This is a genomic window from Capnocytophaga sp. oral taxon 323, from assembly GCF_001278825.1.
Lineage (GTDB): Bacteria > Bacteroidota > Bacteroidia > Flavobacteriales > Flavobacteriaceae > Capnocytophaga > Capnocytophaga ochracea.
Genome location: NZ_CP012589.1, coordinates 2,012,336 through 2,027,907, shown reverse-complemented (window position 1 = coordinate 2,027,907; position 15,572 = coordinate 2,012,336). Strand labels below are relative to the sequence as shown.

Annotated in this window: 8 protein-coding genes; all 8 read left to right on the top strand. The window is 43.0% G+C overall.

Translation table 11 applies throughout. From position 1 onward, the window contains the following. Window position 1: 1 nt before the first annotated feature. The 8 genes from AM608_RS08720 (at window position 2) to AM608_RS08680 (ending at window position 15,134) form a co-directional block, all read left to right on the top strand. Window positions 2–1,702, top strand: a complete 1,701-nt coding sequence (locus AM608_RS08720) for a RagB/SusD family nutrient uptake outer membrane protein (RefSeq protein ID WP_053581467.1) — start codon at window positions 2–4, stop codon at window positions 1,700–1,702. A gap of 159 nt (window positions 1,703–1,861) precedes the next feature. Then, a complete protein-coding gene (locus AM608_RS08715) occupies window positions 1,862–3,418 on the top strand; it encodes a DUF1735 domain-containing protein (RefSeq protein WP_053581466.1) in 1,557 nt (518 codons plus the stop codon). Between the two features lie 32 nt (window positions 3,419–3,450). Further along, window positions 3,451–4,239, top strand: coding sequence for a glycoside hydrolase family 16 protein (locus AM608_RS08710; RefSeq protein WP_053581465.1), 789 nt, complete (start codon window positions 3,451–3,453; stop codon window positions 4,237–4,239). Further along, window positions 4,240–6,696: a beta-galactosidase GalA gene (gene galA, locus AM608_RS08705; protein WP_053581464.1), complete on the top strand. Its 2,457-nt coding sequence runs from the start codon at window positions 4,240–4,242 to the stop codon at window positions 6,694–6,696. 714 nt (window positions 6,697–7,410) lie between these two features. Then, complete coding sequence (locus AM608_RS08695) at window positions 7,411–7,899, top strand: hypothetical protein (RefSeq protein ID WP_053581462.1); 489 nt, start codon at window positions 7,411–7,413, stop codon at window positions 7,897–7,899. 278 nt (window positions 7,900–8,177) lie between these two features. After that, window positions 8,178–9,590: a cellulase family glycosylhydrolase gene (locus AM608_RS08690; protein ID WP_053581461.1), complete on the top strand. Its 1,413-nt coding sequence runs from the start codon at window positions 8,178–8,180 to the stop codon at window positions 9,588–9,590. 147 nt (window positions 9,591–9,737) lie between these two features. Then, window positions 9,738–12,050 (top strand): glycoside hydrolase family 3 N-terminal domain-containing protein, encoded by a 2,313-nt coding sequence (locus AM608_RS08685; RefSeq protein WP_053581460.1) that lies wholly within the window; start codon window positions 9,738–9,740, stop codon window positions 12,048–12,050. A 24-nt stretch (window positions 12,051–12,074) separates the two neighbouring features. Continuing rightward, window positions 12,075–15,134: a glycoside hydrolase family 2 TIM barrel-domain containing protein gene (locus AM608_RS08680; protein WP_053581459.1), complete on the top strand. Its 3,060-nt coding sequence runs from the start codon at window positions 12,075–12,077 to the stop codon at window positions 15,132–15,134. Window positions 15,135–15,572: the final 438 nt, after the last annotated feature.

The window sequence follows — 15,572 nt, the reverse complement described above, 5'->3', positions numbered from 1 at the left end:
AATGAACTACCGAAAATATATCGCTATGTTAAAGAGTAATAAACCGAGCAGAACAATCTTTGCAGTGAGCTGCATTGCGCTGATGAGTACACTCATCGGGTGTAATGTGTTAGACACCAAAGAAGATATTTACGATACCGACGAGCAGATAAAAACCAATTACCAAGTGTTGTACGATTTTGGTTATGCTGCCTATACACGTTTACAAAACCGCTTTGATGCCATCGATGGCAATCTGTTTGCGGCAGTGAGCGACGAGGCTGAATATACACTTTCGCCTTCAAACACTCAAATTTTTAACGAAGGAAGCTGGAATAGCACCAACAACCCCGATAATTCGTATGCTTACAACTACGAAGGCATACAAGCGGCTACTTATTTCTTGGAAAAATTCCCTAACTATGCTTCTTTCTTAAAGCAGAACCGCAACCTTATCACTCAAAACGACATCAACAACTACAATCGCGATGTGAAGAGCATAAGGGCTTTGCGCTTTGAAAACCGCGTGTTGCGTGCTTATTTCTATTTCGAACTACTGAAACGCTACGGAGGGGTGCCTCTTGTAAAAACAACGCTTTCCGCCGATGACAATACACATTTGCCTCGCAACACAGTGGACGAGGTAGTGAATTATATCGTGAGTGAAATCGATGCTTCCAAAGATAGCTTGATTACCAATTGGGGAAGAGATTTTGATATTGGCTTAGACGGGCGTATTACCAAAGGCGCTGCCTTAGCCCTTAAATCCAGAGTGTTACTCTATGCGGCAAGTCCGCTGTACAACCCCACTAACGATGTAAACAAGTGGAAAGCAGCTGCCAGTGCTGCCAATGAGCTTCTCAGTTTAAATCTCTACAGCCTCGACAATAGTTACCGCGATTTGTTCCTCGGCGACAAAAGTGCCAAAAGCTCAGAAACCATTTTTGCTATTCGCCAAAGCGCCACCAATGATTTGGAAAGGAAAAACTACCCCATTGGCACGGCAGGGGGCAACAGCGGTATCACGCCTTCACATAATTTGGTGAGTGCTTATGAGTACAAAGGTGCTCCTGACCCTAATGATATATACGCCAATCGCGACCCTCGACTCAGCTATACGATAGTAACCAACAACAGTCAGTGGAACGGACGTACAATGGAAATATACGCAGGTGGTGCTGACAACTACAACGCCAAAAACGCTTCACGCACGGGCTACTACCTCAAAAAGTTTTTGAACGACAATCTTGATTTAGTGCAAGATGAAAAAAGACTCCGCTCTTGGATAGTGTTCCGCTTGGCTGAAATTTACCTCAACTATGCCGAGGCGATGAACGAAGCCTACGGACCCGATGCTAACAACGGTTATGCACTTACTGCCAAAGAGGCTATCAATTTGGTGAGAGGCAGAACGGGCGTGGAAATGCCTGCGATTACTACGGCATCAAAAGAGGAGTTCAGAGAGAAAGTAAAACACGAACGCCGTATAGAACTCGCTTTTGAAGAACACCGCTATTGGGATTTGCGCCGTTGGAAAGACGCTACTACCGTGCTCAATGAGCCGCTTACTGGAGTGCAAGCTACCAAAAATGGCAATCATTTTAGCTATCAAGTAAAAGAAGTAGAAAAGCGCACTTTTACCGAAAAGATGTACTTCTACCCTATTCCTCACAGCGAAATCAATAAATCTAACGGAATTGTAAAACAAAACCCAGGTTGGTAGTGTGAGCCACACGGGCAATTACCCCTCGAACCACCGAAGGGGACAAGCTGAAAAAAAAGAATATAAATAATTAGTATAAAACCTCATCGCTTTTGCGGATTCTCTCCCCCTTCCCTTCGGGGAGGGGGAGAAGGAGGGGGTGAGGACAATCTCTTATATATGAAAACAAAAAACATTACATTATTGCTACTCCTATTCGTAGCCTTCATCGCTTGTAAAAAAGACGATGTATTTGAAGACCCTGGTATAAACAATATCTATATGCCACAAGCCTCGTTGAACAACGGAGGTAATGAATACAATGTGCCTTTCGGCGGAAACTCCGAAAACTACACTTTCGACGAGACTACCAAGAAATTGAAAATAGTGCTCGGCGTGAAGAACTCTGGTCTCTCTACCGATGGCTTTGCTGTAAAAGTAAAAGTTGATGCACAAGCTACTAATGCTTATATAGAAAAGTACAAAAACGACGAGAAAAAACCGGCTGTAGTACTACCCGAAGGCTCTTACACTTTGCCTGAAAGCGTAAGCGTTGCCTCTGGTAAAAGTGAAGAATCGTTTTACTTGGACGTAGATGTGCAAAAGCTCCTTACCGACCACCCCGATTACTACAAAAATCGTATCGCTTTGGCAGTAAGCATTTATGGCAATGAGAGAATCCTCCAAAACAAAGCGACTACTATTGTAGTGATTGACGGGGCGAAGTTCTTGCCTACTCCACCTGAACCTCCTAAGCCTCCTGTGGAAAATATGCTCAAAAAAGACGCTTGGAAGATTCTAAAACAAGGTATAGATGGAAAAATTACAGCCGATGCTAAGATTAATATCGTAGATGGTAATATCCAATACTCATCTGGTAAAGTAGGTGGTAAGTTCAACCACGTGATTTATCAACCAGTAAACGTAGAAAAAGGACAGACTTACACTTACGATATGCACGTAGAAATCAAAGGAAAAGCGTGGGGTTGGATACAAGCGTATGTGAGTGAACACGAACCCGAAGAAGGCAAAGACTTCGGCGATGGCAAGGTATTAGAGCTCCAAAACAACATCACCTCTCCTATGAGTGGTTCATTTGCCGAACTTTCATCTATCCAAGACCAAAAAACCTATACCACTGGTAAAACCGGTACGCTATACTTTGTAATAAAGATAGGTAGCTGGGATAACAACTTTGAGGACTTAGCCCTCTCTGATATCGTATTCAAGAAAGATAATAGTCCTAAGCCTCCTAAACCTCCCGTAGAGACTAGCATCAAGAAAGACGCTTGGAAAATACTGTTGCAAGGCATCAATGGAGGTCTTTCAGAAAAAGCTGATATCACCATTACCGATGGTAATATTCATTACACTTCGGGCACCGAAGGAAAGAAGTTCAACCACGTAATTTATCAGCCTATTGAAGTAAGCGGAGGTGAAACTTATACTTACGATATGACACTCACCGCCAAAGGCAAAGCGTGGGGCTGGATACAAGTGTATATAAGTCAGTGGGAACCTGAAGAAGGCAAAGACTTTAACGACGGTAAGGTGTTTGACCTATCAGGAGAAATCAAAACACCTAAAAGTGGACTGATGTCGGAATTAGCCTCAGGTGAAAAGACTTATACAGCTACAAAAAGTGGTAAGCTATACTTTGTGATAAAGATAGGTAGCTGGGATAACAATTACGAAGACTTGACTTTTTCGGATATCTTTATTAAAAAAGCACCTTAAATGAATTTATTAAATAGATAATTAAAAAACATATGAAAAACGCAACAACCTTTAGTTTTATTACAATGTTATTGTGCGGGCTTACTGCCTGTAACAAATCGGGAGGAGACACTCCTATTGAAGACAACCCTATGCCTGAAACCCCTACTGAGTGGGTGTTAGACTTCCAAGACAACTTCGATGGCAATACCTTAAACACAGATAATTGGGCTGTGTACGACAATGAATACCTCGAAAAAGAAGGTAAACTCAAACCTGAGAATACGCGCCGTACCTATGCCATAGAAGTGAAAGACGGCTTCTTGAATTGCCTTATCGACAAAGATTATAAGCGCGAAGGAATGTTTATAACAGGTGGAATAGCTCATAAGAAGAACTACAAATACGGCAAGTTTGAGTTCAGAATACGTATGGACGAAGACCCTCATAAGTCTTCCAGCGGTTTAGGACTTACTTGGCCTGAGAGTGAAAAATGGCCTGACGATGGCGAAAACGACATCTATGAAACAAATCACGAGGACAACGCTTGGAATACCTATATCCATTACGCAGTATCTGGTAAAGACCAACAGTATCAACAGAGCTTCCGCAACTACAGCAAAACCGATTGGCATATTGTAGCAATGGAATGGGCTCCTGAGTACATAAAGATTTACATCGACGGTAAACTCGAATGGACTCTTAAAGACCCTATAGCAATGGCTAAAGCACCTCACCATTTATGTTTCCAAACTGAAAAAGACATTAACAAACCTTTTACCAAACAACTCAAACTACAAGTAGATTGGGTAAAGGTATACAAATATGTACCTAAAAAGTAAATGAGATATCCATACAAGTTTCTTCCCTTTCTCATCGGTATGCTCCTATGGCTTGCTCACCCCATCTATGGGCAAGCCATTAGGGAGCATATATTGTTAGATAACGGTTGGAAATTCAGCTTAGGGCACGCTACCGACCCTACTAAAGATTTGTACTACCGTGTATATAACGACTTCTCTAAAACACTTTCCAAAGGCATTAACTTTTCGAGCATAGACTACGACGATAGCGCGTGGCAAACCGTAGACCTCCCTCACGATTGGGCAGTAATTCTCCCTTTCAGTGAAAAAGGTGATTGGTCACACGGATATAAAGCTTTAGGCAGTACCTTCCCAGAGCACAGTATCGGTTGGTATAGAAAAACCTTTGAACTGAGCAAAGCTGAAGCAGGCAAACGCATCGAACTGCAATTCGACGGTATTTTTAGAGACAGTCGGTGTTGGGTAAATGGCATTTATGTAGGGCATCACCTCAGCGGGTATATAGGAATAAAGTACGATATTACCGATTTGGTGCATTTTGGCAAACCTAACGTGATTACCGTAAGGGTAGACGCTACCCAAAACGAAGGTTGGTTTTACGAAGGCGCAGGTATCTATCGGCACGTGTGGCTGAACTCTTACAACTCTGTTCACTCTTCCCCCGAAGAGGTTTTTATCTATACCAAAAGCATTGGCAAACAAGCCGAAATGCACACTGAAGCTACTGTGCATAACCGAGAGACAAGCTCACAAACATTTCAGGTGGAATGGACTATTCTTAACCGTGAAAAGAAAGTAATAGCTACTCACCAATCTGCCAATACTACTTTTGCCCCTAACGAAAAAGTAACTGTAAAGAGTAACCTTAACATTCCTAATGCCCAGCTTTGGGACACTGAACACCCCTATCTGTACACCTTAACAACGAAAATCATTTCCAACGGAAAGACCACCGACCTTATTCACACCCGCTTTGGGGTGCGCACTTTTAGTTATCAATCCGACGGCTTTTACCTCAACGGCAAAAAAATGAAAATAAAAGGCGTGTGCGTACATCAAGACCACGCCGGCATAGGTACTGCACTATTAGATGAGTTGCAGTATTATCGTATTGGGTTACTCAAAGCGATGGGTGCCAATGCCTACCGCACTGCCCATCACCCTCATAGCCCTGCCGTGCTACAAGCCTGCGACAGTTTGGGTTTATTAGTGATGGACGAGACTCGACTCTTAAACAGCGGACGAGAATACCGTCAACAATTTGAAGACCTTATCAAGCGCGACCGCAATCACGCTAGCGTCTTTATGTGGTGTATCGGGAATGAAGAAGAAAAAATACAAAGTACCGAAACTGGTGAGCGCATCGCTCGTACGTTGGTGAGTTTACAACAGCATTTAGACCCCTCACGCGTGAGCACTTATGGCGCCAACGTAGGTAATGAAAATGAAGGCGTGAGTGCTGCCATACCCGTACGAGGCTTCAATTACAACCTCTATGGGCTTACCGATTATGAGAAAGCGCACCCCAATCAACCTATCATCGGTACCGAAGTAGCCAGCACCGTGGGTACTCGAGGGGTGTATCTGCCAGAAATCGTGCTCGACAAAGCCGGGGGGTACAGTGGTCATTTTGTAGCCGATACCCTACGCGCCTATCTGCTCGACCAAGACAAGAGTTACCCCAGTTGGGCATCACAAGCACAGCAATGGTACAGCACGACTGCTAACGACCCTCGTTTTATGGGAGGTTTCGTATGGACGGGCTTCGACTATCGCGGAGAGCCTACCCCCTTTGCGTGGCCTAATATTAGTTCGCATTTTGGGGTAATGGACGTGTGTGGTTTCCCTAAGAACGTGTATTACTACTACAAAGCCCATTGGAGCGAATCGCCTGTATTGCACATAGCCCCTCATTGGAATCTGAACCTGCCCCAAAACACTGTGGTAAAAGTGTGGGTATATAGCAATACCGAAGAAGTGGAACTTTTCTTGAACGGAAAGACGCTCGGCAAACAAAAAACACCTGCTTTTGGACACTTATATTGGGAAGTACCCTACGAAAAAGGTACGCTGAAAGCCGTAGGCACTAAGAATGGGAAGCGGATTACCTCCGAAATAACTACTACCGAAAAACCTTTTGCGATTGTGCTTTCTCCTCATAAAACAAAACTGAAAGCCGGTAAGCAAGATGCCGTAATAGTGAACGTGAGTGTAGTAGATAAAAAAGGACGTGAAGTACCCAATGCCGATGCCCTTATACAGTTTCAGCTTACAGGAGATGCTCGCATTATAGGAGTAGGAAACGGCGACCCCAGTTCGCACGAGAAAGATACTTTTGCGGAAGGAGAGCGTGTAGAGCGCAAACTCTTCAATGGCAAATGTCAAGTGATTATCCGCTCAGGTGAAAAAGACGGAAAGGTACAACTACGCGCTACAAGTAACGGACTGAAAGAAGCGGTGGTGAGAATGAATTAAGGTAAAAGGTAAAGCCAGAGAGGGTTCACAGCTAGGTACGTCAGTAAAAAGTAAGTTAAGGCTTGAACGAAGAATAAATAAAGGGAAAAACTAACTTAGAGAGAAAAGTGAGAGAGCATATTGCTGTATTGACAAATATTTTATAACTTTGTGGTGTGAATTAGCAGATTAGAAAATGAGAGAATTAGAAAATAGGTAATGATAAAAAAAGGGTTTTTGACAGGTATAACTTGTAGGGCAAATCAGGCTGGTTAGGATTTTCGGAAGGAAACGAAGCTTTTCAGAAGGAGGCTAAGAGGCTTTTTGATGAAAAAGGGCTATGAGAAGGGTGGGGTTAGCTTATAGAGAGCTTATAGGAAGCTTATACGAATCTTGGACGATTGGTATAGGAAGGGTGTATAAATTATTGATTAATAGTATGATACAGCGATGCAAAAAATGGTAAAAACGAGGTTTCGAGACGAAAGAAAGAGGAAGAGGCACTAGGCCTTAGGCCATAGGCACTAGGGGGAGTATGATGGAAAAGGGAAGTAATAACGAGAGACGAATGACGAATGACGAGGGTAATGTGGTGAAAACATCTCCTTATATACACACTCGGTTGTTGCCGACAATCCCGAAAGAAGACTTTCTGCCAAAGAGTATTTTTATAATAGAAAATGCTTTGGTGCAGGAATTGAAAAGAATAGTAAGTAATCTTAAAAACAATTATATATGAAGACAAAAGCATTTTTAGCAATGTTGTTATTGGTAATAACAGCTTGTGGTTGTTCTAAAACAGAAGAGGAAACAACATTTCCTGAGGCTGTAATGGTTAAGAGTTTTGCGACTGTAGCAAATACTCCTGAGCATAGTTTTGTGAATTTTGCCCTTACCCAAGATGGTTACCGAGTTGTCCAAAATAAAGAAGCCCTACAAGCGCTCTTTCCTAATACTGACCTCAGTACTATAAAGGAATTTAAGGATATTGATTTCGGTACACAGACTCTTATCATAGGAAGAAAAGGACTTTCTGAAATGGCACAGGCGAAATGTAGGTTTAGCAAGAAAAACAATAATAGCTACGTGCTTACGGTAGACCTCGACTTACTTGGACTATTTGGACCAGTAGTGTTATACTACGGTGCGGTAGTACAAAAACTACCTGAAAACACTACTGTATCCGTAGATGTGTTGCCTCTTGAAGTGAATAAAGACATTTAAGTACGAGGTCGTAGCAAGACAGGTGGGAAAATTAGAGAATTTGGAAATTTGGAAATGAGCAAATGAGGGTGTGAGTCACACGGGATTATTAGCAGGTTTGTCGGAGGGACTCTGAGAGGCTCATCAGAAGAACCTGCCTGCTTTCTGTACGATTGAAATTCGTAAGACAAATAAAAGCATCACTTATAAAAATAATGAATAATCTTAAAAATAGTTTCATATATAAAAACAAAAACGTTTTCAAAACTTGTTACCCATTTCCTATTACTTAATTTAAAATGAACATAACCCTACATAAAACACTAAGAAACGCTTTGTTTTTAATGCTTTGCCTAAGTAGTCCGCTATGTTTGGCACAAGCAAATATAACGGTAAGCAAAACTCACCCGCGCTATTTTGAAAAAAACGGTGCAACGTGGATTCCTATTAGCACTAATTATCTACCATCGCATAATTTTGAAGAGGTAGAAAAGTACTTTAAACATTTTGCCGAGAACGGTGGAAATGCAATGCGCATCTGGATAAGCACTGAGTTCTTAGAAATAGAAGACCAAAGGGAAGGAAAATACAATCCCGAGAAGTTAGCGCGTATAGAACAGTTGCTACAACTTGCCGAAAAGTACCATATTTACCTTAAATTCACCCTGCATCACTTGCGTACTATCTCTAATAACATCTCACCTGAGGCTTCTTGGTGTAACAGCTATTCACTAGCTACCAAGTTCAAGAATGTAAGCGAGTATGTAAGTACTAAAAAAGGCAAAAAGTCCTACTTAAAACGCCTCAGAGCGATTGCTAAAAAATGCCAAAACCACCCGTATGTATATGGCTGGGAGTTGTGGAACGAAATGGATTCAGCAGTACCCGAAGCAGAGTGGCTACCTTTTACCGAAGAGATGCTCGGTAAGGTGAAAAAGTTATGCCCTGAGCAATTGGTTACCCAAACCTTAGGCAGTATGCACGCCTCTTATATGGACGACTACTACAAGAAGTTAGCAGTAATACCTGACAACGAGTTTTTGAGCATTCACCGTTATCTGGACGAGGGCGACAAGTGGCATCAATACCCGATAGTGAAAGGAGCTGTGAGTGCTTTAGCAACCGATGCCGTAGCTATGGGATTGGCATTTACCAAAAACGACCCCAAGCCTGTTATCATCAATGAGATAGGAGCTGTAAACCCCAACCACGCAGGACCTTCGTCGCTTTATCCCAAAGACACAGAGGGCATTTTGTTACACGATTTTATCTTTGCACCTTTCTTTGGAGGTAGTGCAGGTTCGGGCAATACTTGGCATTGGGATCATTATATCGAGCCCAACCAACTGTGGTATCACTTTGGGCGTTTCAAAAATGCTATTGAAGGAATTGACCCTGTGAAAGAAGCGATGCAACCCTTCTTTTTCAAAAGAAATGCTGTAGCCTGTTACGGACTAAAAGGCAAAACAAAAACGATATTGTGGTGCAGAGACCTAACTAACAATTGGAAAACAGAGCTACGTGAGGGGCGTCCTGCCCAAATGAAACGAGATTTCGAAATACCACTCAACCTTATAAATATAAAATATACTCATTACAGTGTTTACGACCCTTGGACGGATAAATGGGAACGACATATGCCTATGTATGACGGAAAGGCATTGATTCCAGCCTTCAAGCGTTCGATAGTAGTGGTATTAGAAAACCCATAGCATCTTCCTGTCTTCTTTCCTTAGTTTTCTTATTGCCCTGATAGATGAGCAAAGGGCAAAATTATAAGAACAAAGCAATATGTAATTCTCATTTTAAGGGAAGGGTACAGGCAGGAAGGTGTTTTTTATAAAAACATTAATGTATCTATGAGATATAGCAAACACATCTTTAAAACGCTTATTTCGTTACTTATGATAGGTTGCGCAGCACCCGCTATTCTAAAATCTGATAATGAAAAATTCACCCAAAAGAGTTTCAGTGGCGATAAACACATAGAACAGCGTGTAGATTCGGTTCTACATTTGATGACTCTTGAAGAAAAAATCGGACAAATGACACAATTCTCAGCCGATTGGTCGGTTACAGGTCCTGTAATGGCTGATAAGTACCAACCTTACCTCGAAAAAGGCTTGGTAGGAAGTATTTTTAACGCTACTTCGGTTGCAGGTATACGAAAATTGCAAAAAATAGCGGTAGAACAAACACGTTTGGGTATTCCTATCCTCTTTGGTCAAGATGTGATACACGGCTATAAAACTATCTTTCCCATTCCGTTAGCTGAGTCTTGCTCGTGGGATTTGGCATTGATGCGCAAAACAGCTGAACTCGCTGCCCGTGAAGCTAGTGCCGATGGTATCAACTGGACGTTTGCCCCTATGGTAGATATTACCCGCGATGCTCGTTGGGGACGCGCAATGGAAGGCGCAGGCGAAGACCCTTATTTAGGAAGCCTCATTGCCGAAGCGCGCGTAAAAGGATTTCAAGGGGGAGACAATTGGCAAACGTTGAGTAGCCCTCACACGCTTTTAGCTTGTGGTAAACACTTTGCCGGCTATGGAGCTGCCGAATCAGGCAAGGACTATAATACAGCTGAACTCTCTATGCACACCTTGCGCAATGTATATTTACCTCCTTATGAGGCGACCTTAAACGCAGGGGTGGGCAGTATAATGGCTTCTTTGAACGAGATAAACGGTGTACCTGCCACTGCCGACAAGTGGTTGCTTACTGAGGTGCTTCGCAAAGAATGGGGCTTTAACGGCTTGTTAGTGAGCGATTACACAGGCATTAACGAGTTGGTGCGACACGGGGTAGCCAAAGATGATAAACAAGCGGCAAACCTCTCAGCCAATGCAGGAATAGAAATGGATATGAACGGGGCAACCTTTATTAAATACCTTAGTGCCTTAGTGAAAGAAGGTAAAGTAACCGAAGCTCAAATTGATAAAGCAGTAAGGCATATATTGGAAATGAAGTTCCTTTTAGGTCTTTTTGATGACCCCTACCGATACTTAGATGAAACCCGTGCCAAAGAAAATACTTTTACTGAGGAATATCTGAAAGTAGCGCGACAAGCTGTTGCTTCCTCAGTAGTACTCTTGAAAAATGAAGCTGAAGTATTACCCATCAAAAAAGATAGTGGTAAAACGATTGCTGTAATAGGCCCTATGATGAACAACACAAGTGATATCAACGGCAGTTGGACGTGCTTAGGCGACGGCAAACAAAGCGTGAGTTTACTCACAGGGCTTACCGAGAAATACAAGGGTACAAATGTAAAACTTCTCTATGCCGAAGGCTGTGGTTTTACAACTATTTCAACAGAACAACTCAAAGAAGCGGTTGCTATGGCTCGCAAAGCCGATAGGGTATTAGTAGCCGTAGGTGAACAGAGCAGCTGGTCAGGAGAATCGGCGGTGCGCACCGACATTCGTTTGCCTCAAGCACAACGCCAATTGCTCGAAGCACTAAAAGCCATAAACAAGCCCATAGCTATCATTACTTTTAGCGGACGACCGCTCGACCTTTCTTGGGAAAACGAGAATGTACAAGCTATTTTGCAAGCGTGGTTTCCTGGTACGCAAGGGGGCAATGGCATTGCTGATGTGATAGCAGGCGATGTAAATCCTTCGGGGCACTTAACGATGTCTTTTCCGCGCAGTGTAGGACAAATCCCTATTTACTACAACTACAAAAACACAGGGCGACCTGTATATACAAATAATGAAGAAGTAGACCACCGCCCTCATTATAACGCAGGCTATTTGGATAGTTCCATTACGCCTCTTTATCCTTTTGGTTACGGACTCAGCTATACTACCTTTGCTATTAGTAATGTGCATCTGAATAAAAAAAGTATGAAACGTTATAACGATAGCATTATAGTAAATGCCTCTGTGCAGAATACAGGAACAACCGAGGGCGAAATAGTGTTACAACTCTATACCCGACAGTTAGTAGCAAGTGTTAGTCGCCCCGTAAAGGAATTGAAAGGGTTTCAGAAAATCTCTCTCAAGGCAGGTGAAAGCAAACAAGTCCGTTTTGAACTGCCTTCCGAAGCTCTTGCGTTTTACGGTATCAATGGAAAAAAGGACACTGAGCCCAGCGAGTGCTTGCTGTGGGTGGGCTTACATTCTGCCGATAATAATAACGAACAACATTTTACAATAGAAGAATAACAAACCATAAAATAGTAAACGATTATGAGAATACAACGTACCTTATTCTTATCAGTACTTGCTTTGGCGAGTAGCCTCAGCATAGCGCAAACCCACGATTGGGAAAACTTAGCGGTAAGCAGTATCAACACCGAAAAAAGCCATAGCCACTATGAGCCGGCTGGAAAAGTACTCCTCAACGGCAATTGGCAGTTTGCCTACTTCAAGCACTCTTCACAAGTGCCTGCCGATTTCTTTTTGGGCAAAGGTATTACCCAATGGGACGCTATAAAAGTGCCTTCAAATTGGCAACTGCAAAGCAACCGATATGACCCTCCTGTTTTTACCAATATCAAATATCCGTTTGAGATGAACCCTCCTTACACCCCTAAGGACTACAACCCTACGGGAGTGTATAGAACGCAATTCACGGTGCCTAACAAATGGAAAGGCGAGCAGGTGTTCATTCACTTTGCGGGAGTGCAATCGGCAATGGAGTTGTTCATCAATGGTAAGCAAGTGGGCTATCACGAAGATGCAATGCTACCTGCCGAGTTCAACATCACTCCTTACCTAAAAAAAGGCAAAAACGAGCTGTATGTAGAAGTCTTGAACTGGTCGGACGGCAGTTATATAGAAGACCAAGACTTTTGGCGACTCAGCGGTATTTATCGCGATGTATACCTCTTTGCTACCCCCGAGTTGCGTATGCGTGACTTTTCGGTTTATCCTCAGCTCGATGCGCAATACCGCGATGCTACCTTGCAGGTGCAAGTAGAGGTACAGAATTTAGGCGAAAAAGTAAGTGATGCCCTTGTGGTACAAACCACCCTTAAAGACAGTAAAGGCAATGTGATAGGCACTGAAAAAGCCTCTATTGCGGATATTGCTGCGGGAAAAGAAGCTACCGTTAGTGCCCAAATAGCTGTAAAAAATCCGTTGAAATGGACTGCCGAAACCCCTAACCTCTACAAAGTGGAACTCAGTTTGCTCACCGCCAAAGGCAAAGTGTTACAATCGTTTACTCAAAATGTAGGATTTAGGAAAGTTGAACTAAACAACGGATTGCTTCTTGTGAATGGCAAGCCTGTGAAGTTTAAAGGAGTGAACCGACACGAGTTCGACCCTTATAACGGTCGCACCATTACCCGCCAATCGATGATTGACGATATTATCCTGATGAAAACGCACAACATCAATGCGGTGCGCACCTCTCACTACCCCAATCAGCCTGAGTGGTATACACTCTGCGACGAATATGGTTTATATGTGGTAGACGAAGCTAATATCGAGAGCCACGGATTGTGGGAGAGTGGCTACTACATAGGCGAACGCCCCGAATGGCAAAAGGACATCGTGGAGCGCAATGTGAATATGGTTGCTCGCGACAAGAACCACCCTTGTATCATCTATTGGTCGATGGGGAATGAATCGGGTTGGGGCAAGAACTTCGATGCGGCTTACGAGGCGATAAAAGCCCTCGACCCTCAAAAGCGCCCCGTGCACTACGAGTCTAAAAACCCTGCTTATGCAGGCGTGCTCTCGCATTACGATATCATCTCTAATATGTACACCGAGCTCAACCACCTGAACAATCTCTTTACCGAAGACCCTAAACGCCCTGTGATTATTTGCGAATATGCCCATTCTATGGGTAACAGCTTAGGCAACTTCCGCAAGTATTGGGAGCTTTTTGCTACCAATGAGCGCTACCAAGGTGGTTTTACGTGGGACTGGAAAGATCAAGCGTTGCGTTGCAAAGATAAGAACGGCAAAGAGTATTGGAACATCATCAATCATATCGACAAGGCGAATGTGAACGACGGATTGGTAAATGCCACAGGCGTTCCTCAACCCGAAATGCACGAACTGAAAAAGGTATATCAGTATTTCAATGTAAAGGATATTGATATCAACACAGGTCTGGTGCTCATCAGCAATAGCAACTACTTTGTAAATAGCGACGAGGTGTATTTGCAATGGGAACTTATCGAGAATGGCAAGCCTATCGCTAATGGGGTAATCAACGACTTGAACATTGCCCCACAAAGCCAAAGAGCCCTACAAATACCTTTCGATACAAAATTAGTACAAAACGGCAAGGAATACTTTATGAACTTCCGTTTTAAGAATAAAAAGGCAACTGCTTGGGCTTCAAAAGATTTTGAAGTAGCCAAAGAACAACTCGCCTTTCCTAACCGTGTTGAGAGAGAACTCACCAAGCCTTCCGATAAAAAACTAACCTTTACTGACGAAGCGACAAACTTCACCGTAAAAGGCGACAATTTTACAGCCGTATTCAGCAAAAAAACGGGCGGTTTAAGTCAATTTACACATAAAGGGAAAAACCTGCTTTCAGAAGCGATGGTGTCCTCTTTTTGGCGTGTACCTACCGATAACGATGAAGGTGGTTTTGAACAATCATATGCCTCAGCTTGGCGTAAAGCGGGATTAAAAGAAGCTACGGTAAGAGCTACTGAAATGAAAGCTACGCAAATAGGGGAAACCCAAGTGAAGATAGTAGCACACAACCGAATTGAAACCAAAGCGGGCAATATCAGCCAACAAGTAACTTACCTCATCAATGGCGAGGGACGTATAGATATCAGCACAAATGTGGAAGTGCCTGCCTCTGTGCCTCCTTTGGCAAGAGTGGGAATGCTCCTAACACTCGACAAGAGTTTTAACAAAGTGGAATGGTACGGCAAAGGTCCTTATGAAACTTATGCCGATAGAAAAGAATCGGCTTTTGTGGGTATTCACAGCGGTGCAGTAAAGGATATGCACTTCCCTTATGTGATGCCTTCTGAAAACGGCAACCATATCGATACCCGTTGGCTCAAACTCCTTTCGGGTACTACCGAACTATACATCAGTGCTCCTAAGCTATTTAATTTCAACGTACAAGACTATTCGGACGACGCTCTGAACCAATCCAAAGAAACCCAAGAACTGCGCCGTGGAGACCACACTTATTTGCACATCGATGAGGCTCAAATGGGTGTAGGAGGAGACGACAGCTGGTCGCCACGTGTACATAAAGAATTTTTGCTCAACCAACCGTATTATCATTACGAATTTAGTATTCAGGTAGGGAGGAAATAAGGAGGTCTAAGGCCTTAGGCCATAGGCACTAGGGAAGCGACGGTTAATTATTCAAATCCTCGTGGAGTAACTTTTTGGAACATTAACTTTGCCAAAGTTTGAAACTTTGGCAAAGTTTATACCGCAAAAGTGATTTGAATAGCAAATAGGAGAGTTGAGAAATTCGGAAGGAAACGGAGGAAATCAAAAGAGGGTTAAGACTGTTTTTGGTGGAAAAAGGCTTTAAGGAGGGTGGGGTTAGCTTATAGAGAGCTTATAGGAAGCTTATACGAATCTTGGACGATTGGTATAGAAAGGGTATGTAAAAAGTTGATTAATAGCACAATACAACAGTACCAAAAATGCCAAAAAGAGGGTTTCGAGGCGAAAGAAAAGGGAAGGAATGACGGGGGGGACGAATGACGAAGGTAATGAGGTGAAAAAATCTTCCTTCTCACA